The sequence below is a fragment of the Piscinibacter sp. genome (assembly GCF_050175855.1).
GTDB lineage: Bacteria > Pseudomonadota > Gammaproteobacteria > Burkholderiales > Burkholderiaceae_C > Piscinibacter.
In genome coordinates, this window is record NZ_JBFXIO010000015.1 from 8,174 (window position 1) to 27,081 (window position 18,908).

Below are 18,908 nucleotides of genomic sequence, written 5' to 3' on the forward strand. Positions count from 1 at the left end.
CCCGGCCCGGCCACCGGGTCGGGCCGTTCCACGAGCTGCAGCACCTCGGGGGCGCCGGGACGGTCGATGGCGATCGCCTTCATGCGCGCATCAGCCCTCGCCGCGCTCCTCGGCGGCCGGCGCCGCCGGAGCCGCTGCCTGCGGCTCGCGCTCGAGCAGCGCCTTCATCGACAGCTTGACGCGGCCCTTCTCGTCGGTCTCGAGCACCTTGACCTTGACGATCTGGCCTTCCTTGAGGAAGTCGGTGACCTTCTCGACGCGCTGGTGCGCGATCTGGCTGATGTGCAGCAGGCCGTCCTTGCCCGGCAGCAGGTTCACCAGCGCACCGAAATCGAGGATCTTGGTGACCGGGCCCTCGTAGATCTTGCCGACTTCGACCTCGGCCGTGATTTCCTCGATGCGCTTCTTGGCGAAAGCGGCCTTCTCGGCGTCGGTCGAGGCGATGGTGATGGTGCCGTCCTCGGCGATGTCGATCGTCGTGCCGGTCTCCTCGGTCAGCGCGCGGATGGTGGCGCCGCCCTTGCCGATCACGTCGCGGATCTTCTCCGGGTTGATCTTCATGGTGTACAGGCGCGGAGCGAACTGCGAGACCTCGGTCTTCGCGCCGCCCATGGCCTCGACCATCTTGCCGAGGATGTGCATGCGGGCTTCCTTGGCCTGCGCCAGCGCCACCTGCATGATCTCCTTGGTGATGCCCTGGATCTTGATGTCCATCTGCAGGGCGGTCACGCCGGCGGTGGTGCCGGCCACCTTGAAGTCCATGTCGCCGAGGTGATCCTCGTCGCCGAGGATGTCGGTCAGCACGGCGAAGCGATTGCCTTCCTTGATCAGGCCCATCGCGATGCCAGCCACGTGGGCCTTCATCGGCACGCCGGCGTCCATCAGCGCCAGGCAGCCGCCGCACACCGAGGCCATCGACGAGGAACCGTTCGACTCGGTGATCTCCGAGACCACGCGCATCGAGTACGGGAACTCGGCGCGATCCGGCAGCACGGCCACCAGCGCGCGCTTGGCCAGGCGGCCGTGGCCGATCTCGCGGCGCTTCGGGCTGCCCACGCGGCCCGTCTCGCCGGTGGCGAACGGGGGCATGTTGTAGTGCAGCATGAAGTGCTCGCTGAACTCGCCGGCCAGCGCGTCGATCTTCTGGCTGTCGCGGTCGGTGCCGAGCGTGGCGGCCACCAGCGCCTGCGTCTCGCCGCGGGTGAACAGCGCCGAGCCGTGCACGCGGGGCAGCACGCTGTTGCGGATCTCGATCGGGCGCACGGTGCGGGTGTCGCGGCCGTCGATGCGCGGCTCGCCGGCGAGAATCTGGCTGCGCACGATGCGGGCCTCGATCTCGAACAGCAGCGTCTCGACCTTGACCTTGTCGAACTCCACGCCCTCTTCCACCAGCGTGCCGATCACCGCGGCGTAGGCTTCGCGGCAGGCTTGCGTGCGCGCCTGCTTGGAGCGGATCTGATAGGCCGCGGCCAGCTTCGACTCGGCCAGCGTGTTGATCTTGGCGATGAACGCCTCGTCCTTGGCGGGAGCCTTCCAGTCCCAGGCCGGCTTGCCAGCGTCGCGCACCAGTTCGTGGATCGCGTTGATCGCGATGTTGCCCTGCTCGTGGCCGAACACCACGCCGCCGAGCATGATCTCTTCGGAGAGTTGCTGGGCCTCGCTCTCGACCATCAGCACGGCGGCTTCGGTGCCGGCGACGACGAGGTCCATCTTCGAGTCGAGCAGCTGGGTCTTGCCCGGGTTCAGCACGTACTGGCCGTCGATGTAGCCGACGCGCGCCGCGCCGATCGGGCCGTTGAACGGAATGCCGGAGATCGCCAGCGCCGCGCTGGCACCGATCATCGAGGGAATGTCGGCCGAGATCTCGGGGTTGAGCGACAGCACGTGGATGATGACCTGGACTTCATTGAAGAAGCCATCCGGGAACAGCGGGCGCAGCGGGCGGTCGATCAGGCGCGAGGTCAGCGTCTCGAGTTCGCTCGGGCGGCCTTCACGCTTGAAGAAGCTGCCCGGGATCTTGCCGGCGGCGTAGGTCTTCTCGACGTAGTCGACCGTCAGAGGAAAGAAGTCCTGGCCCGGCTTGGCCTCGGTCTTCGCGACCACGGTGGCGAGGATCACGGTGTCCTCGACGCTCACCAGCACGGCGCCGCTGGACTGGCGAGCGATCTCGCCCGTCTCCATCGTGACGGTGTGCTGGCCCCACTGGAAGGTCTTGGTGACTTTGTTGAACATGCTCATTGGGTTCTCCAATCTCTGTTGGCGGACGGCACTACAGGGGCCGCCGGATTCCCGGAGCGTCGGCATCCTGGCGCGATGCCATTCCAGCGAGACTGCTCGGCGCAGCGTCGGTGGAATGACACATCGTCATCGATGGCTGCCGGACTCCAAACGCGAAGAGCCTGTACTGGCGGATTCCAGACAGGCTCCTCGAATTCATGCCGTGCTTACTTGCGCAGGCCCAGCTTGGCGATCAGCGCCGTGTAGCGGTCGGCGTCGCGGCCCTTCAGGTACGCGAGCAGGCTCTTGCGCTGGTTGACCAGCTTGAGCAGGCCGCGGCGGCCGTGGTGGTCCTTGGCGTGGGTCTTGAAGTGCGGCGTCAGTTCGTTGATGCGCGCGGTCAGCAGCGCGACCTGCACTTCCGGGGAGCCGGTGTCGTTGGCGCTGCGGGCATTGGCCTTGACGATCTCGGCCTTGTTGATGGCGGTCATTCGAGTTTCCTCTGTGGGGAAACCGAGCGCGCACCGTGGGCTGGTGCACCGCCGCGGTTTCCGGTTTCACTTGCGGACACCGGTGAAACCGACCGGTGCCGTGCCTGTTCGCGCCCTCGAGCGGACGCAAAACCTGCGGATTATAGCCCGAGCGCACGGGCGAGCCGCCCCACCCCTTCCGTGAGACGTGCCGGATCGCGCGAGGCGAAGCACCAGCGCAGCCAGCCCTCGGCCTCCGGCCCGAAGGCGGCGCCCGGCGCCAGCCCCAGGCCGGCTTCGGCAACCAGCCGCTTGGCGAAGGCCGCCGAATCGTCCTGCCCGGCCACTCGGAAGAAGGCGTACATGCCGCCGTCGGGCACCGCCACGCTGACGCCGGGCAGCGCCGCCAGCGCCGGCAGCAGGGTGTCGCGGCAGTGCTTCAGCCGGACCATCAGGCCGGGCACGAAGCTCTCGGCCTGCGCCAGCCCCGCCAGCCCGGCGCGCTGCACGAACACCGGCGCGCAGGAGGTGTTGAACTCGATCAGCTTGCCCATCGCCTCGATCAGGCGCGCCGGCCCCACCAGCCAGCCCAGCCGCCAGCCGGTCATCAGGAAGCTCTTGGAGAAGCTGTGCACGACCACCAGCCGGTCTTCCGGCGTGGCGATGTCGAGGAAGCTGGGCGCGCAGCGCGCGCCCTCGCGGTAGTACAGCCGCTCGTAGACCTCGTCGGCCACGATCCAAGTGCCGGTGCGGCGGCAGTGCTCGAGCAGCGCTTGCTGCTCGGCGCGCTCCAGCGTCCAGCCGGTCGGGTTGTTGGGCGCATTGACGAGCAGCACGCGGGTGCGCTCGGTCACCGCCTCGAGAAGCGCCGGCAGGTCGAGGCGCCACGCGCCCCGCTCCACCTTGAGCGGCACGCGCCGCACCTGCGCCCCGAGGATCTGCGGCTGCGCGGTGAGGTTGGGCCACACCGGCACCACCGCCACCACTTCATCGCCCGCGCCGGCCAGCGCCTGCATCGCCAGCATCAGCGCGTTCACGCCGGAGGAGGTGACGGCGATGCGCTCCGGCCCCACCGGCCCGTGCAACGCGGTGGTGTAGCCGGCCAGCGCCTCGCGCAGTTCGGGCAGGCCCAGGTTGTGCGAATAGAACGTCTCACCGGCAGCGAGCGAGGCCACCGCAGCCTCGCGCACGAAGGCGGGCGTCACCTCGTCGCTCTCGCCGAACCAGAAGGCGAGCACGTCGCTGCGGCCGAGGCCGGCGTTGGCCACCTCGCGGATCTTCGAGCCGGGCAGTTCGGCGATCACGGGTCGGATCATGGTCAGGGGCGCTCCATCGTGCAGGTGTGCGGCGGTTCGGTGGCGCGTGCCTCGAAGGCCCGCACCGTGCGGAAGCCGTAGCCGGAGCCCTCATTGTCGACGCGCACGCCGGGCGCACCGAGCCGGTCCATCACGCTGACGACCAGCGGCTGGATGAACTGGTGATCGTCGGCGCGCATCCATCCGGCGTGCAGGCCGCCGAGCGTGGAGCCGTCGTAGCGCAGGCCCTCCATCGCGCGCGCCACGGCGCCCGCTTCGGTGCTGCCGGCGCGCTCGATCGCCGCCACCAGCAGCTCGACCATCACCTGCATGCGGGCGTGCTGGTAGTCCTCGTCGGGCTTCGGGAAGCGCGCTCGAAACGCGGCGTGGAAGTCACGCGAGGCCGGCGTGTCGACGTTCGGATGCCATTCCGACACGGCGAGCACACGGCCGACTCCGGCCTCGCCGATCGCCGCCGGCGCGCCGAGCGCGTTGCCGTAGAAGCTGTAGATGCGCGCCTCGACGCCGACCTCGCGCAGCGCCTTGACCAGCAGCGTGAGGTCGTTGCCCCAGTTGCCGGTGAGCAGCGCCTGCGCCCCGCTGGCCTTGACCTTCATCGCATAGGGCAGGAAGTCCTTCACGCGACCCATGGGGTGCAGCTCGTCACCGACGATCTGCACGTCGGGCCGCGCCGCGGCGATGCGCGCTCGCGCCTCGCGGCGCACGTGCTGACCGAAGCTGTAGTCCTGCCCGATCAGGTAGACCTTCTTCACCGCCCCATCGGCGCGCAGCACCGCGACCAGCGCAGCCAGGCGCATGTCGGCGTGAGCATCGAAGCGGAAGTGCCAGAAGCTGCACCGCTCGTTCGTCAGCACCGGGTCGACGGCCGAGTAGTTCAGCAGCAGCGCGCGCGCATCGGGGCTGCGCTGGTTGTGCTTGTTCAGCGCCTCGACCAGCGCGGCCGCTACCGCCGAACTGTTGCCCTGGGTGACGAAGGCGACGCGCCGGTCCAGCGCCGAACGCAGCATGGCCAGCGATTCCTCGCCGCTGCCCTTGCCGTCGAAGCGCACGAGTTCGAGCGGCCGCGCACCACCGGGCAGACGCACGCCGCCGCGCCGGTTCACGCGCTCGACGGCGAACAGCAGGTTTCGGTGGACAGCCTCGCCGGCATTGGCGAAGGGGCCTGACAGACCCTCGATCAAGGCGAGCGGGATCGGCGTGGCGGTGCCCGGCTGGGCCAGGAGCGGCGCCGACAAGGCAGCCGCCGCGAGCGCCATGACGGCGCGAGCGAAGAGTCGGATCATCAGAGACGGGGAGTGCGGTCGAACCGCGAAAGGCCGCGGATTCTAGGCGGCGTGCCGCACCACGTCGGCCAGCGGCCAGCGCGGCTTCACGCCGAAGGCGAAGTCGCGCGTCGCCGCCTGCGCGCCGGACTGAAGGCGCAGTGCGGCAGCCAGCGCGATCATCGCGCCGTTGTCGGTGCACAGCGCGAGCTCCGGGTAGTGCACCCGCACGCGCCGTTTCGCACAGGCCTCGTTCAACTGCCGGCGCAACGACGCATTGGCACCCACGCCGCCGGCCACGACGAGCCGATCGAGCCCGGTCTGCTTCAGCGCATTGACCGACTTGCGCACCAGCACGTCGACGATCGCCTGTTGGGTCGACGCCGCGAGGTGGGCCAGGTCCTGCTGGCAGACGTTGGCGCCGAGCCCGGCCAGACGCGTGCGCACCGCCGTCTTCAAGCCGGCGAAGGAGAAGTCGAGATCGCCGCTGTGCAGCAGCGGTCGCGGCAAGTCGAAGGTCGACGCGTCGCCGAACTCCGCCAGCCGCGCCAGCGCCGGGCCGCCGGGATAGCCGAGGCCCATCAGCTTGGCCGACTTGTCGAACGCTTCGCCGGCGGCGTCGTCGATGGTCTCGCCGAGCAATTCGTACTGCGCCACGCCATCGACGCGCATCAGCTGCGTGTGGCCACCGGAGACCAGCAGCGCGACGAACGGGAACTCGGGCGGGTCGGCCGACAGGAACGGTGACAGCAGGTGCCCTTCGAGGTGGTGAATGGGCAACGTCGGCCGGTCCAGCGACGCCGCCAGCGCGCAGGCCACGCCCGCGCCCACCAGCAAGGCGCCGGCAAGGCCCGGGCCCTGCGTATACGCGACGACGTCGACGTCCTGCAGCGTGCGACCCGCCGCAGCCATCACCTGGCGCACCAGCGGCACGACGCGCCGGATGTGGTCACGCGAGGCCAGCTCGGGCACCACGCCGCCGTAGGCCTGGTGCATGTCGATCTGCGTGTGCAGCGCATGCGCCAGCAACGCCGGAGTGCCCTCGCCGCGCGACTCGACCAGCGCCACGCCGGTCTCGTCGCACGACGATTCGATGCCGAGGATGTTCATGCGCCGAGTCTACGGCGCACGACGACGGCCCTAGGCCAGCGCGGACGCCCTCATCTTGCGCTTGGCAGCGCACACGGCCGTCTGCCAAGGCAGCTGGTAGACGGCGGTGTTCAGGCACAGCATGCGAACCGCGTCGTCGACGGCCACGCCTTCCTCGTCGACGAAGCAGGCGTTGGACACGATGGACAGCGGGTCGGCGATGGCCACCACGTCGGGCATCACCTCGCGCCAGTCCCACGCGATGCCGAGCATCGAGTCGTGCGTCTCGAACCCCCACAGCAGCTGCCCGTAACGCAGCGGCTTGTCCGAGTCGTCCACGTGCACCGACATGCCGAGGTGACGCAAGCGCCGCACGGATTGCTGCCAGTCATCCAATGGCGTCGGAACCGTGGGCCACGTCACGATTTTCCAAGCAGGTATCGTCATAATGCGTTCGTCTTCTGTTGGAACATCCGCAGTGTCGTCCGCCGGAGTGCATCCCTCAAGCTGTCAACCCTGGTAGCAATCGCGTCCGTCCATGAGACTTCAACGGTTCCTCGATGTCAGCCAGTCGTGCGACGTGGAGACGTTCGAGCGCCGCCTCATCTGCTTTGCCCACGAGCTGGACTTCGGCATCGCCACGGCGGTGCTGGTGAGCGCCGCGCCGGGCCAGGATCCGATCGTCGTCAGCGTGGGCAACACGCCGGAGTCTTTCAGGGAAGCGTCGCACAACGCCAGCGACGTGAAGCGTGATCCGGTGATACGGCGCCTGAAGTCGCTGAGCGTTCCCTTCATCTACGACCAGGACCTCTACGTCGACGAAGGCGCCGCTGACCTGTGGGAGCAGCAGGCAGCCCATGGTTATCGCACCGGCATCGCGGTAGCGCTGCACCTGCCGGGGCACAGGCACTTCCTGCTCGGCGTGAACCGCGAGGAAGCGCTGCCGCGCGAGGACGAACAGCTCACCCGCATGCTGGCCGACCTGCAGTTCCTCGCCGTGCACGCCCAGGATGCGGCGCAACGCCTGCTGGTGCCACCGGACACCGAGCTCGATTCGCCCCACCTCACGCCGCGCGAACTCGACATCCTGCGGCTCACCCGCGACGGCAAGTCGGCCTGGGTGGCCGGGCAGATCCTCGGCATCAGCGAGCACACGGTGAACTTCCACCTGCGCAACATCCAGCGCAAGCTCAACACCACCTCCAAGCACCAGGCGGTGCTGGTGGCGATGCGCCACGGGCTGATCTGAGATCAGCGCGGGCGCCGATGCGCCATCCCTACAAGCGTTTGTAGCTAGCCAACTACATCACGCTTGCTCAGAATTTCTCCCGTACCGCGCCAGTCGGCGTACCTAACGGGAGACTTCCATGAGCCGCATCGTCATCGCTGATTCGCTGAGCATCCCCCGCGTCGGCTGGTAAGCGGCCGTTGCCCACGCCGCGCCGCAAGCGAGGCCGTTGGTGATTCGCTTCTTCTGCTGATCACTTCGCATCACCCGGACGGGCGCCGCATGTCGGCGCCCGTTTGGTTTTGGGGCCGTGCCTTCATCTCGTTACCAAGAGGCTGTCGGAGAAACGCTGAAAACGGGGACTTCGCCCTGGCGCCAGCCCGAAGGTCGGCCTACGCTGCAAGCTCACCGTGCCGGCACGCATCGGCACTCCACCCGCCCCCCCGTCGTTGGCTCATGAAAGAGTACCGCCTCAGCGCCTGGCCGGACCTCGGCCCGCAGCATCAGCGCACCGCCTATCGCCGCATGCTCAGCGACATGTCGCAGCGGCACATGAGCGTGCCGGAACTGTGCGCGCGCAGCGGCCTGTCGAAGTCGGTCGTGCTCGGTTTTCTCGATGCACTGGCGACGCGCGGGCTGCTGATCTCGCGTGAAACGCCTCGGCTGCACTGGCCAATCTCGCTGCGGCCGCTGCGCGACTGGGTTCGACGCGCCCGCCTTCTCAGCCCGCGCGGCGCCCGCCGCGCCTGAATCCGGCCCCGCTTGGCTTGAATGTTGCACGGGCCGGGCATGTCCCCGTCCCGCCCGCTTCGCATCGTCATCGTCGCCCCGGAAGAGCCGGACCGCGATCTCTCCGACATGCAGTCCGAGAGGGAACTGGAACGCGCTCGCAGCCTGCGCATCGGGTTGCTTGAGAGTGACTACAACATCGTGGCCGTACTGCCGGCCGATCCCTTCCTGCCGGAGCGGCTGTCGCAGATCGCGCCCGACATGATCATCGTCGACGCCGAGAGCCAGGCGCGCGACACCCTCGAACACGTGGTGATGGCCACGCGCGACGAGCGGCGCCCGATCGTGCTGTTCACCAACGACGACGACACCAGCCAGGTCGGCGCCGCCATCGCTGCCGGCGTGTCGGCCTATGTGGTGGCCGGCCTGGCGCCCGAGCGCATCCGGCCAGTGCTCGAGGTGGCGATGGCGCGCTTCCAGCACGAGGAATCGCTGCGACGTGAGCTCGCCGAGGCACGCACGCAGCTCAGCGAGCGCAAGACCATCGACCGCGCCAAGGGCATCCTGATGGCCCGTCACTCGCTGACCGAGGACCAGGCCTACGCACGCCTGCGCAAGACGGCCATGGATCGCGGCATGAAGCTCGCCGAGGTGGCACAGCGCATCGTCGACGTGGCTGACCTGCTTTGACGCATCACGACGCAGCGCACCATAGTCGTGCGCTCTGTGCTGCGACGAGGGAAGCCATGCCCTGAACTGCAGCCCGATCGAGCTTCGCAGGCTCGATTTCGCTGGCATGCGGCTTGCTGCAGTGCACGGCAGGTCAACGAAGACCGCCTTGCGGGCATCACCTGGTACGACGCCAGAAATGCTCGTGACAACGACGTCCTCGCGTTTGGTGACTCCATGTCGCCATCCGCGCGGACGTTTTTTTTCGCCCGAAGCCCACGGCAGTCCTTGCGGGGCTCGAGAAAGGATGGACATGGCTTCCCAGGAAGACCGCGCACGACCGGCGTCGTTGCAGACCGACGGCATACCGCGGGTCCGCGTCGGCTTCATGCCGCTGACGGACTGCGCGTCCATCGTGCTCGCTGCCGAACTCGGTTTCGATCTCCAGCACGGCGTGAAGATCGTCCCCACACGAGAAGCGTCCTGGGCCGGCGTCCGAGACAAGCTGGTGAGTGGCGAGTTGGACATGGCGCAGGCCCTGTATGGCCTGATCTATGGCGTCGAGCTGGGCCTGGGCAGCCCGCGCAAGCCCATGGCCGTGTTGATGACGCTCAATCAGAACGGCCAGGGCATCACCCTTTCGCGCCGCCTGGCCGAGCAGGGGGTCACGGATGCAGCGTCGCTGGCAAAGCTGGTGGCGGCCAAGAACCGAACCCATACCTTTGCGCAAACCTTCCCGACAGGCACGCACGCGATGTGGCTGTACTACTGGCTCGCGTCCGCCGGGATCCATCCTCTGCGCGATGTGCAGGCCGTCACGGTGCCGCCACCGCAGATGGTCGCGCACATGCGAGCCGGCAATGTCGACGGCTTCAGCGCCGGGGAGCCCTGGAACCAACGCGCCATCCTGGACGGAATCGGCTTTCATGCTGCGAGCTCGCAGGATGTGTGGCCCGACCACCCCGAAAAGGTTCTGGGGACGACCTCTGACTTTGCCGCGGCTCACCCGGAGGTGGTTCGCTCGGTCATGCTGGCCGTGCTCCGGGCAAGCCGCTGGCTGGATGAGGGCGAAGCCAACCGCACGCTCGCGGCAGAGATCCTGTCACGCCCTGCGTACGTCAATACACCGGCCAGAGCCATCCTCCCTCGCATGCTTGGCCAGTACGACGACGGACTCGGCCGCACCTGGATCGATCGTCATGCACTGCGCTTCTTCGCCGACGGAGAAGTCAACTTCCCGTACCTGAGCGACGGCATGTGGTTCCTCACCCAATATCGCCGCTGGGGGCTGCTGCGAGAGCACCCCGACTATTTCGCCATCGCGTCGCGACTCCACCGCATTGATCTTTATCGCGACGTGGCACTTTCGCTCGGCATACCCGTGCCCGACTCTCCTTTGCGCACCAGCCGTCTGATCGACGGGGTGGCTTGGGATGGGCGCAATCCCGCCGCCTACGCAGATGCCTTCGACATCCGGACGACCGAACCCGCGCCGTTCACTGCCTGACCGCTCGACACCCTTCTTCCCGCCTCTCCAAGGAGTCATCATGTCCAAGTCCTCGCCGTCCATCCAACGTCGCCGCTTCATTGCCGGCACGACCGCCGTGCTCGGCACCTCGGCCCTTGGCCTGCCGGCCGCCCGCGCGCAGAAGTCGGCGCCGCCGGAGAAAGAGGTGCTGAAGTTCGGCTTCATCAAGCTGACCGACTGTGCGCCGCTCGTTGTCGCCTACGAGAAGCAGTTCTTCGAGGACGAAGGCCTGAACGTGACGCTCGAGGCCCAGGCCAACTGGAAGGTCCTGCTCGACCGGGTGATCGACGGGCAGCTCGACGGCGCTCACATGCTGGCCGGACAGCCCCTGGGCGCCACGATCGGCTTCGGCACCAAGGCGGACATCGTCACCGCCTTCAGCATGGACCTCAACGGCAACGGCATCACCGTCTCGAATGCCGTCTGGGAGGAACTGAAGCCGCTGCTGCCGACCGAGGGCGGAAGGATCAAGCGCCCGGTCAAGGCCGATGCGCTGAAGAAGGTCGTCGACAAGTGGAAAGGCCAGGGCAAGCCGTTCAAGATGGGCAAGGTCTTCCCGGTCTCCACGCACAACTACGAGCTGCGCTACTGGCTCGCCGCCGGCGGTCTGCACCCTGGTTACTACACCTCGGGCGACGTCACCGGCACGAAAAACGCCGACGTTCTGCTGTCGGTGACGCCGCCGCCGCAGATGCCCGCGACGATGGAAGCCGGGACCATCAACGGCTACTGCGTCGGCGAGCCGTGGAACCAGCAAGCCGTCTTCAAGGGCGTCGGTGTCCCCGTGATCACCGATCTCGAGATCTGGAAGAACAACCCCGAGAAGGTGTTCGGCGTGACCAGGGCCTGGGCCGACAAGAACCCGCGGACCCACATTGCCGTGGTCAAGGCGCTGATCCGCGCCTGCATGTGGCTCGACGCGAGCATGGCCAACCGCATCGAGGCCGTGAAGATGCTCGCCAAGCCGAACTACGTGGGCGCGGATGCGGCCGTGATCGGCAACAGCATGACCGGCACCTTCGAGTACGAGAAGGGCGACAAGCGTCCGCTGCCCGACTTCAACGTGTTCTTCAGATACCACGCGACCTACCCCTTCTACAGCGACGCCATCTGGTACCTCACGCAGATGCGCCGCTGGGGTCAGATCACCGAGACGAAGCCCGACAGCTGGTACCTCGATGTCGCCAGGAAGGTGTACCGCCCGGACGTGTACCTGCAGGCAGCCAAGGCCTTGATCTCCGAGGGCAAGGCCAAGGAGGCCGACTTCCCGATGAAGACCGATGGCTTCAAGGGGCCGCAGGATGGCTTCATCGACGGCATCGTCTACGACGGCCGCAAGCCGAACGAGTACCTCAACAAGTTCAAGATCGGCCTGAAGGCCAACGACGCGGTCTGATCGGCCAGCCAGGAGAAACGCATGCAGCTCTCGTTGAAGCCCTTGGGCGCCCTGCGCCGCGATCCGCGCGAACTGGCCCGCTCGCTGGCCATGTCGGCCGGCGTGCCGGCTCTGGCGCTCGTCGTCTTTCTGGCTCTGTGGGCAGCGCTCGCGCCGCGCATCGAGACCAGCCTGGGCGCCGTGCCTGGCCCGGCCCAGGTGATGGAGCAGGCCAGCGCACTGTGGTCCGACCACCTGGCGGAGCGCGAGAAGCGCGCGGCGTTCTACGCGCGCCAGGAAGAGCGCAACCGGCAGCGCCTGGCGGAGGACCCGAATGCCCAGCCGCGCCAGTTCGCCTGGACCGGCAAGCCGACCTACATCGACCAGATCCTCACCAGCCTGAAGACGGTGTTCACCGGTTTCCTGCTGGCCACGCTGGTTGCCGTGCCGCTGGGCATCCTGGCCGGCTCGTCGCGCGTGTTCCAGGCGGCGATCAATCCGATCGTGCAGATCTTCCGCCCGGTGTCGCCACTGGCCTGGCTGCCCATCGTGACGCTGATCGTCAGCGCGGTCTACGTCACCTCCGGCAAGCCGATGTTCGAGAAGTCGTTCCTGATCTCGGCGATCACGGTGACGCTGTGCTCGCTGTGGACCACACTGATCAATACCGCCGTCGGCGTGACGTCGGTCGATCGCGACCTCGTCAACGTCGGCAAGGTGCTGCAATTGCCGCTGGGCACACGGGTGCGCAAGATCATCCTGCCGTCCGCGCTGCCCTTCATCTTCACCGGCATGCGCCTGTCGCTCGGCGTGGGCTGGATGGTGCTGATTGCGGCGGAGATGCTGGCGCAGAACCCGGGCCTCGGCAAGTTCGTCTGGGACGAGTTCCAGAACGGCAGCTCCGACTCGCTGAGCCGGATCATGGTCGCGGTCTTCACCATCGGCCTGATCGGCTTCGCGCTCGACCGGCTGATGCTGGTGCTGCAGAACGTCTTCACGCGCCGCTGAGGAGGAGCCGACATGAGCCTCGCCATGGCCGCCCCGCGTCCGGTGCCGCGCACCGCATCCGACGGCACCCCTCACGCCGCCCCCGCCCACCCGATGGCCGCGCCCCACGGCGGAGTCACGCTGCATCCCGCCGCCGCCACGGCCGCGCTCGAACTCCGCAACGTGCACAAGTCGTACGGCAGCGGCACCAGCCGCAGCGAGGTCCTGGCCGGGCTGGATCTGCGCGTCGAGCGCGGCGAATTCGTTGCCATCGTCGGCTTCTCGGGCAGCGGCAAGACGACGCTGGTCAGTCTGCTGGCCGGCCTCATCGAGGCCGACATCGGCGAGGTGCTCAAGGACGGACAGCCGATCACTGCACCCGGGCCCGACCGCGGCATCGTGTTCCAGAGCTACTCGCTGATGCCCTGGCTGAGCGTGCGCGAGAACGTCGCGCTGGCGGTCGACCGCGTCTTCGCCTCGGAAGGCCGGGCCGAACGCGCCGAGCGCGTCAAGCGCTACGTGTCGATGGTCGGCCTCAGCGCGGCCATCGACAAGAAGCCTGCGCAGCTTTCCGGCGGCATGCGACAGCGCGTGGCGGTGGCGCGGGCGCTGGCCACCGACCCCGACGTGCTGCTGATGGACGAGCCGCTGTCGGCTCTCGACGCGCTGACCCGCGCCAACCTGCAGGACGAAATCGTCCGCATCTGGAACGAGGATCGGAAGACAGTCCTGCTCATCACCAACGACGTCGACGAGGCGCTGATGGTGGCGGACCGCATCATCCCGCTCGAGACCGGCCCGCGGGCCAAGCTGGGCCCGTCGTTCACGGTGGACATCCAGCGGCCGCGCGACCGGCGCGCCATGAACCACGACGCCCGGTTCCAGGAACTCCGTGGGGCGATCACGCAGCACCTGATCGGGTTGGCGCACCAGCGTGATGCCAGCCAGGGTGCGCGCGTGATTCCGCTGCCCACGCTGACCCCGCGGGACATCGGCTCGACGCGCACGCCGACGCTGGCCTCGGTCATGGGTTTGCGCCATGCGGCCCAGGCGGAGGCCATCGAGATCGACGCTGCGGCAACGCCGGCGGCACCGTCGATCTCCGGTTCGACTGTCGCCAGCACCCGTGCGGACGATCGCTTCGTCGAGTTCTCCCAGGTCGTCAAGGTGTACCCGAGCGCCAACGGTCCACAGACGGTCGTCGACGGCTTCGACTTCAAGATCCGCCGTGGCGAGTTCATCTCCCTGATCGGCCACTCGGGCTGCGGCAAGTCCACGGTGCTGTCGATGGTGGCCGGGCTGACGGACGTCAGCGAAGGCGTGATCGTGCTCGACCAGCGCGAGGTCGCCGGTGCAGGCCCCGACCGTGGCCTCGTGTTCCAGGCCCCGAGCCTGGTGCCCTGGCTGAGCGCCTACGAGAACGTGATGCTGGGCGTGGAGCGTGTGTTCCCGCATGCGTCGCGCGCCGAGCGGCACGACACCGTGGCGTACTACCTGTCCCGTGTCGGCCTGGGCAGCGCGATGAACAAGCGGGCCTCCGAGCTCTCGAACGGCATGAAGCAGCGGGTCGGCATCGCCCGCGCATTCGCCTTGAACCCGAAGCTGCTGCTGCTGGACGAACCCTTCGGGATGCTGGATTCGCTGACGCGCTGGGACCTGCAGGAGGTGCTGATGGAGGTCTGGTCTCGCAGCCAGGTCACGGCCGTGATGGTGACCCACGACGTCGACGAGGCGATCCTGCTGGCCGACCGGGTGGTCATGATGACCAACGGTCCGCGGGCCAGGATCGGCCGTGTGATGGAAGTGCCGCTGCCTCGCCCGCGGACTCGGGAGGCGTTGCTGGCCCATCCGCGCTACTACGAACTCCGCGAGGAACTCATCGGATTCCTCGAGGACTGCGGCCGCCAGCACTGATCTGGCACGGCCATTGCTACGTGTCTGGCGACGGTTGGCAGAGCAACCGTCGCTGTCTCCTCAGCAGGGCCCTGCCCTTTCCACCCGCCCCCGCGCCTCACGGCCCGGGGGCGCCCTTTTTCAGTGCTTCTCCTTGGCGTGGTTGATCGAGTACTTCGGGATCTCGACCGTCACATCCTGGTTGGAGAGGATCGCCTGGCACGACAGCCGCGACGTGGGCTCCAGGCCCCAGGCGCGGTCGAGCAGGTCTTCCTCGCTCTCGTCCATCTCGCCCAGCGAGGCGAAGCCCTCGCGCACCACCACGTGGCAGGTGGTGCAGGCGCAGCTCATCTCGCAGGCGTGCTCGATCTCGATGTCGTGCTCGAGCATGGCCTCGCACAGCGAAGTGCCCGCCGGCGCCTCGATCTCGGCGCCTTGGGGGCAGTACTCGGGGTGCGGCAGGATGCGGATGATGGGCATGTTCAGATCTCTTCGACGCGCCGGCCGGACAGGGCCTGGCGGATGCCCCGGTTCATGCGCTCGGCGGCGAATGCTTCGGTGGACTGGGCCAGGGCCTCGACGGCGTCGTCGATCAGGTGGTGGTCGGTGCCTTCACGCGCGCGTTCCACCGCGGCGAGTTGCGCCTCGATGGCACCGCGCTGCGCGGCGTCGAGCAGGTCACCGTCGGCCGCCAGCGCCGCCCGCGTGGCCAGCAGCAGTCGCTCGGCCTCGACGCGCGACTCGCGCAGGCTGCGCTCGCGCATGTCGGCTTCGGCGGTGGAGAAGCCTTCGCTGAGCATGCGCGCGATGTCCTCGTCGGCCAGGCCATAGCTCGGCTTGACGGTGATGGCCGACTGCACGCCGGAGTGCTCCTCGCGTGCGCTGACGCTGAGCAGGCCGTCGGCGTCGACCTGGAAGGTCACGCGGATGCGCGCCGCGCCGGCGACCATCGGCGGTATGCCGCGCAACTCGAAGCGCGCCAGCGAGCGGCATTCGGATACCAGCTCGCGCTCGCCCTGCACCACATGGATCGCGAGTGCGGTCTGGCCGTCCTTGAAGGTGGTGAAGTCCTGCGCGCGGGCGGTCGGGATGGTGCTGTTGCGCGGGATGATGCGCTCGACCAGGCCGCCCATCGTCTCCAGCCCGAGCGACAGCGGGATGACGTCGAGCAGCAGCAGTTCATCGGCGCCGGCGTTGCCGGCCAGCGCGTGGGCCTGGATGGCCGCGCCCAGGGCCACCACCTCGTCGGGGTTCAGGTTGGTCAGGGGCGTCGTTCCGAACAGTTCGCCCACGGCCTGCTGCACGCGCGGCATGCGCGTCGAACCGCCGACCATCACCACGCCCTTGACCTCGTCCTTGCCGACCTTGGCGTCGCGCAGCACCTTGCGCACGGCCGCCAGCGTGCGTGCCACCAGCGGCTCGGTCAGCGCGACGAATTCGTCGCGCGTGACACGCACCGACAGTTCGCCGCCCGACAGCGGGCAGGCCAGCGTGGCATGGTCGGCCGACGAGAGCTTTTCCTTGGCAGCCCGGGCTGCGGCGAGCACGGCGCGCTTGTCTTCCGGCGTCGCGGCGTCGAGGCCGGCGCGCTCCAGCGCATGGGCGGCCAGCATCGCGTCGAAGTCGTCGCCGCCGAGGGCCGAGTCGCCACCGGTGGCGATCACCTCGAACACGCCGGCGGACAGGCGCAGCAGCGAGATGTCGAAGGTGCCGCCGCCCAGGTCGTAGACGGCGTACAGCCCTTCGGCGCCGTGCTCCAGGCCGTAGGCGATCGCCGCGGCGGTGGGCTCGCTGATCAGCCGCAGCACGTTCAGGCCGGCGAGCTGCGCGGCATCCTTGGTGGCCTGGCGCTGGGCATCGTCGAAGTAGGCCGGCACGGTGATCACCGCGCCGAAGAGTTCGTCGTCGAAGCTGTCCTCGGCGCGCTGGCGCAGCGTGGCGAGGATCTCGGCCGACACCTCGACCGGCGACTTCTCGCCGTCGACGGTGCGGATCTTCAGCATGCCCGGCGCATCGACGAAGTCGTAGGGCAGCTTCTCGCGCTGGGCGACATCCGCGAGGCCGCGGCCCATGAAGCGCTTGACCGAGACGATCGTGTTGCGCGGGTCGAGTGCGGCATCGGCGAGCGCCGCCGCGCCGATCTGACGGTCGCCGCGCGGCAGGTAGCGCACCGCCGAGGGCAGGATCACCTTGCCGTGTTCGTCGGGCAGACACTCGGCCACGCCGTGGCGCACCGCGGCCACCAGCGAGTGCGTGGTGCCGAGGTCGATGCCCACGGCGATGCGGCGCTGGTGCGGGTCGGGCGTGCCGCCCGGTTCGGAGATCTGGAGCAGGGCCATGGCGCTATTGTCCCAGTGCCTCGAGGCGACGATCGACGTCCGCGGCAAAGCGCTCGACGAACATGAGGGCTCTGACCTGCTGCGCGGCCACGGCCATGTCGGCACGCGCATCGATGACCTCGCCCAGCGCGGCCAGCGCCTCGCGGCGGTGCGCTGCCACCTGCTCGGCCAGCGCCTCGACCTGCGCAACCGTGCCTGCCTCGTCGAGCGCTTCGCGCCACGCCATCTGCTGCATCAGGAAGGCTCCCGGCATCGCGGTGTTGTTCTCGGCGTCGATGCGCTGCCCGGCAAGCTCGCACAGGTAGGCCGCGCGCTTGAGCGGATCCTTCAGGCGCTGGTAGGCCTCGTTGACGCGCACCGCCCACTGCAGCGCCACGCGCTGTGCCGCGGCGCCCTCGGCGGCGAAGCGGTCGGGGTGGACTTCGGCCTGCAGGCTTCGCCAGCGCGCATCGAGTTCGGCGCGCTCCTGCGCGAAGCGGCGTGGCAGGCCGAACAGCGAGAAGTCGTCGTCGTCGAGCTTCATGCGAGCCGCTTCTCGTAGAACAGGCTGGTGCCGTTGTCTTCGTAGCCGCCGAAAGGCGCGCGCCGCACGTAGCCGTGGCGCTCGTACAGGCGCAGCGCCTCGGGCTGCGATTCGCCGGTCTCGAGCAGCGACATGCGCACCTGCTCGCGCTTCAGCCCGGCCTCGAGCTCCAGCAACAGCTTCTCGCCGACTCGCTGGCCGCGGCATGCGGGCAGCACGAACATGCGCTTGATCTCACCGTAGCGCTCGCCGGCCGTGTCCGCCTCGCCGGGCATGAGGCGCACGGCCCCGCAGCCCACCACGCGCCCTTCGCGCCGCGCCACCAGGAAGCGCAAACCGGGCTCGAGCAGCGCCTGCACATCCAGGATGTGGTTGTGCTCGGGGTCGTACAGCGACTCCAGGTAGCGATCGAGTTGGCCCAGCATCTCGCGCACCTCGGCCTGGTCGGGCCGTTCGTCGCGGATCAGCAGATCTTCGGCAGCGGTCATGGAAACAAAAAGCGCGGCTCCAGGCCGCGCCGGGGCAAGGCGGATGGGCGACTCAGACGCGGAACGACTCGCCGCAGCCGCAGCGGTCCTTCTCGCGCGGGTTGTGGAACTTGAAGCCTTCGTTCAGGCCTTCGCGCACGAAGTCGAGTTCGGTGCCGTCGATGTAGGGCAGGCTCTTCGGGTCGACCAGCACCTTGACGCCGTGGCCCTCGAAGACGATGTCCTCCGGCGCCAGTTCGTCGGCGTATTCGAGCTTGTAGGCCAGGCCGGAGCAACCGGTGGTCTTCACGCCCAGGCGCACGCCGATGCCCTTGCCGCGCTTGGCGATGTAGCGCGTCACGTGCTTGGCGGCGCGTTCGGTCAGGGTGACGGCCATGTCGCTCACTGGGCCTGAGGGGCGGCCTGCCCCGACTTCGCCTTGTAGTCGTTCACCGCCGCCTTGATTGCATCCTCGGCGAGGATCGAGCAGTGGATCTTCACCGGCGGCAGAGCCAGTTCCTCGGCGATCTGCGTGTTCTTGATCGTCAGCGCCTCGTCGAGCGACTTGCCCTTGACCCATTCGGTGACCAGCGAACTCGACGCGATCGCCGAGCCGCAGCCGTAGGTCTTGAACTTCGCGTCCTCGATCAGGCCGGTGGCCGGATTGACCTTGATCTGCAGCTTCATCACGTCGCCGCAGGCCGGCGCGCCGACCATGCCGGTGCCCACCGTCTCGTCACCCTTCTCGAAGGAGCCGACGTTGCGCGGATTCTCGTAGTGGTCGACGACCTTTTCGCTGTATGCCATGGTGCTGCT

The 18,908-nt window shown here is 68.3% G+C and carries 19 protein-coding genes; 7 read left to right on the forward strand and 12 right to left on the reverse strand.

Features of this window, described 5'->3' with window-relative positions; genetic code table 11:
- Window positions 1-90: 90 nt before the first annotated feature.
- From pnp to AB7U92_RS02595, 6 genes are all read right to left on the reverse strand, one after another.
- Complete coding sequence (gene pnp, locus AB7U92_RS02570) at window positions 91-2,238, reverse strand: polyribonucleotide nucleotidyltransferase (RefSeq protein WP_428574424.1); 2,148 nt, start codon at window positions 2,236-2,238, stop codon at window positions 91-93.
- Between the two features lie 206 nt (window positions 2,239-2,444).
- Complete coding sequence (gene rpsO / locus AB7U92_RS02575; RefSeq protein ID WP_428574426.1) at window positions 2,445-2,708, reverse strand: 30S ribosomal protein S15; 264 nt, start codon at window positions 2,706-2,708, stop codon at window positions 2,445-2,447.
- Between the two features lie 140 nt (window positions 2,709-2,848).
- On the reverse strand, window positions 2,849-4,003 hold the full coding sequence (locus AB7U92_RS02580) for a pyridoxal phosphate-dependent aminotransferase (protein WP_428574428.1): 1,155 nt from the start codon (window positions 4,001-4,003) through the stop codon (window positions 2,849-2,851).
- Window positions 4,004-4,005: 2 nt separating this feature from the next.
- The gene (locus AB7U92_RS02585; protein WP_428574430.1) at window positions 4,006-5,286 is read right to left on the reverse strand and encodes a branched-chain amino acid ABC transporter substrate-binding protein; all 1,281 of its coding nucleotides are present in this window, start codon (window positions 5,284-5,286) and stop codon (window positions 4,006-4,008) included.
- A gap of 42 nt (window positions 5,287-5,328) precedes the next feature.
- A complete protein-coding gene (tsaD, locus tag AB7U92_RS02590) occupies window positions 5,329-6,375 on the reverse strand; it encodes a tRNA (adenosine(37)-N6)-threonylcarbamoyltransferase complex transferase subunit TsaD (RefSeq protein ID WP_428574432.1) in 1,047 nt (348 codons plus the stop codon).
- 30 nt (window positions 6,376-6,405) lie between these two features.
- Window positions 6,406-6,705 (reverse strand): hypothetical protein, encoded by a 300-nt coding sequence (locus AB7U92_RS02595; protein WP_428574434.1) that lies wholly within the window; start codon window positions 6,703-6,705, stop codon window positions 6,406-6,408.
- Window positions 6,706-6,892: 187 nt separating this feature from the next.
- Here AB7U92_RS02595 and AB7U92_RS02600 point away from each other — a divergent pair, with 187 nt between their 5' ends.
- The 7 genes from AB7U92_RS02600 to AB7U92_RS02630 all read left to right on the forward strand — a co-directional run bounded on the left by AB7U92_RS02600 (window position 6,893) and on the right by AB7U92_RS02630 (window position 14,784).
- Window positions 6,893-7,603: a helix-turn-helix transcriptional regulator gene (locus AB7U92_RS02600; protein ID WP_428574436.1), complete on the forward strand. Its 711-nt coding sequence runs from the start codon at window positions 6,893-6,895 to the stop codon at window positions 7,601-7,603.
- 435 nt (window positions 7,604-8,038) lie between these two features.
- The gene (locus tag AB7U92_RS02605) at window positions 8,039-8,332 is read left to right on the forward strand and encodes a hypothetical protein (protein WP_428574438.1); all 294 of its coding nucleotides are present in this window, start codon (window positions 8,039-8,041) and stop codon (window positions 8,330-8,332) included.
- A 39-nt stretch (window positions 8,333-8,371) separates the two neighbouring features.
- Window positions 8,372-9,001, forward strand: a complete 630-nt coding sequence (locus AB7U92_RS02610) for an ANTAR domain-containing response regulator (protein WP_428574440.1) — start codon at window positions 8,372-8,374, stop codon at window positions 8,999-9,001.
- 292 nt (window positions 9,002-9,293) lie between these two features.
- The gene (locus tag AB7U92_RS02615; RefSeq protein ID WP_428574442.1) at window positions 9,294-10,487 is read left to right on the forward strand and encodes a CmpA/NrtA family ABC transporter substrate-binding protein; all 1,194 of its coding nucleotides are present in this window, start codon (window positions 9,294-9,296) and stop codon (window positions 10,485-10,487) included.
- Between the two features lie 40 nt (window positions 10,488-10,527).
- Window positions 10,528-11,904 (forward strand): CmpA/NrtA family ABC transporter substrate-binding protein, encoded by a 1,377-nt coding sequence (locus AB7U92_RS02620; RefSeq protein ID WP_428574444.1) that lies wholly within the window; start codon window positions 10,528-10,530, stop codon window positions 11,902-11,904.
- Window positions 11,905-11,925: 21 nt separating this feature from the next.
- A complete protein-coding gene (locus tag AB7U92_RS02625; protein WP_428574446.1) occupies window positions 11,926-12,891 on the forward strand; it encodes an ABC transporter permease in 966 nt (321 codons plus the stop codon).
- A 12-nt stretch (window positions 12,892-12,903) separates the two neighbouring features.
- Entirely contained in the window at window positions 12,904-14,784 is a 1,881-nt protein-coding gene (locus AB7U92_RS02630) for an ABC transporter ATP-binding protein (protein WP_428574448.1), read from the forward strand.
- 120 nt (window positions 14,785-14,904) lie between these two features.
- Here the strand turns inward: AB7U92_RS02630 and fdx are convergent, their stop codons facing one another.
- The 6 genes from fdx to iscU are packed head-to-tail and all read right to left on the reverse strand — an operon-like array spanning window position 14,905 to window position 18,899.
- Window positions 14,905-15,243: an ISC system 2Fe-2S type ferredoxin gene (gene fdx / locus AB7U92_RS02635; RefSeq protein WP_428574450.1), complete on the reverse strand. Its 339-nt coding sequence runs from the start codon at window positions 15,241-15,243 to the stop codon at window positions 14,905-14,907.
- Window positions 15,244-15,245: 2 nt separating this feature from the next.
- Window positions 15,246-17,102, reverse strand: coding sequence for a Fe-S protein assembly chaperone HscA (gene hscA / locus AB7U92_RS02640; protein ID WP_428574452.1), 1,857 nt, complete (start codon window positions 17,100-17,102; stop codon window positions 15,246-15,248).
- A 4-nt stretch (window positions 17,103-17,106) separates the two neighbouring features.
- On the reverse strand, window positions 17,107-17,625 hold the full coding sequence (gene hscB / locus AB7U92_RS02645) for a Fe-S protein assembly co-chaperone HscB (RefSeq protein WP_428574454.1): 519 nt from the start codon (window positions 17,623-17,625) through the stop codon (window positions 17,107-17,109).
- Entirely contained in the window at window positions 17,622-18,113 is a 492-nt protein-coding gene (locus AB7U92_RS02650) for a GNAT family N-acetyltransferase (RefSeq protein ID WP_428574456.1), read from the reverse strand. Before AB7U92_RS02650 ends, hscB begins: the two co-directional genes overlap by 4 nt.
- A gap of 52 nt (window positions 18,114-18,165) precedes the next feature.
- The gene (gene iscA / locus AB7U92_RS02655; RefSeq protein ID WP_428574458.1) at window positions 18,166-18,489 is read right to left on the reverse strand and encodes an iron-sulfur cluster assembly protein IscA; all 324 of its coding nucleotides are present in this window, start codon (window positions 18,487-18,489) and stop codon (window positions 18,166-18,168) included.
- Window positions 18,490-18,494: 5 nt separating this feature from the next.
- Window positions 18,495-18,899 carry a Fe-S cluster assembly scaffold IscU gene (gene iscU / locus AB7U92_RS02660; RefSeq protein ID WP_428574460.1) on the reverse strand — a complete coding sequence of 135 codons (405 nt, stop codon included), beginning with the start codon at window positions 18,897-18,899 and terminating at the stop codon, window positions 18,495-18,497.
- Between the last annotated feature and the right edge of the window lie 9 nt (window positions 18,900-18,908).

Excerpts from the sequence above, each read along its gene's own strand:
- AB7U92_RS02620 (WP_428574444.1), top strand. The coding sequence starts at position 10,528 with ATGTCCAAGTCCTCGCCGTCCATCCAACGTCGCCGCTTCATTGCCGGC.
- AB7U92_RS02595 (WP_428574434.1), bottom strand. The coding sequence starts at position 6,705 with ATGTCGGTGCACGTGGACGACTCGGACAAGCCGCTGCGTTACGGGCAG.
- iscU (WP_428574460.1), bottom strand. The coding sequence starts at position 18,899 with ATGGCATACAGCGAAAAGGTCGTCGACCACTACGAGAATCCGCGCAAC.
- fdx (WP_428574450.1), bottom strand. The coding sequence starts at position 15,243 with ATGCCCATCATCCGCATCCTGCCGCACCCCGAGTACTGCCCCCAAGGC.
- AB7U92_RS02585 (WP_428574430.1), bottom strand. The coding sequence starts at position 5,286 with ATGATCCGACTCTTCGCTCGCGCCGTCATGGCGCTCGCGGCGGCTGCC.
- tsaD (WP_428574432.1), bottom strand. The coding sequence starts at position 6,375 with ATGAACATCCTCGGCATCGAATCGTCGTGCGACGAGACCGGCGTGGCG.
- hscB (WP_428574454.1), bottom strand. The coding sequence starts at position 17,625 with ATGAAGCTCGACGACGACGACTTCTCGCTGTTCGGCCTGCCACGCCGC.
- AB7U92_RS02605 (WP_428574438.1), top strand. The coding sequence starts at position 8,039 with ATGAAAGAGTACCGCCTCAGCGCCTGGCCGGACCTCGGCCCGCAGCAT.
- pnp (WP_428574424.1), bottom strand. The coding sequence starts at position 2,238 with ATGAGCATGTTCAACAAAGTCACCAAGACCTTCCAGTGGGGCCAGCAC.
- AB7U92_RS02615 (WP_428574442.1), top strand. The coding sequence starts at position 9,294 with ATGGCTTCCCAGGAAGACCGCGCACGACCGGCGTCGTTGCAGACCGAC.
- AB7U92_RS02625 (WP_428574446.1), top strand. The coding sequence starts at position 11,926 with ATGCAGCTCTCGTTGAAGCCCTTGGGCGCCCTGCGCCGCGATCCGCGC.
- rpsO (WP_428574426.1), bottom strand. The coding sequence starts at position 2,708 with ATGACCGCCATCAACAAGGCCGAGATCGTCAAGGCCAATGCCCGCAGC.
- hscA (WP_428574452.1), bottom strand. The coding sequence starts at position 17,102 with ATGGCCCTGCTCCAGATCTCCGAACCGGGCGGCACGCCCGACCCGCAC.
- iscA (WP_428574458.1), bottom strand. The coding sequence starts at position 18,489 with ATGGCCGTCACCCTGACCGAACGCGCCGCCAAGCACGTGACGCGCTAC.
- AB7U92_RS02600 (WP_428574436.1), top strand. The coding sequence starts at position 6,893 with ATGAGACTTCAACGGTTCCTCGATGTCAGCCAGTCGTGCGACGTGGAG.
- AB7U92_RS02630 (WP_428574448.1), top strand. The coding sequence starts at position 12,904 with ATGAGCCTCGCCATGGCCGCCCCGCGTCCGGTGCCGCGCACCGCATCC.
- AB7U92_RS02610 (WP_428574440.1), top strand. The coding sequence starts at position 8,372 with ATGTCCCCGTCCCGCCCGCTTCGCATCGTCATCGTCGCCCCGGAAGAG.
- AB7U92_RS02650 (WP_428574456.1), bottom strand. The coding sequence starts at position 18,113 with ATGACCGCTGCCGAAGATCTGCTGATCCGCGACGAACGGCCCGACCAG.
- AB7U92_RS02580 (WP_428574428.1), bottom strand. The coding sequence starts at position 4,003 with ATGATCCGACCCGTGATCGCCGAACTGCCCGGCTCGAAGATCCGCGAG.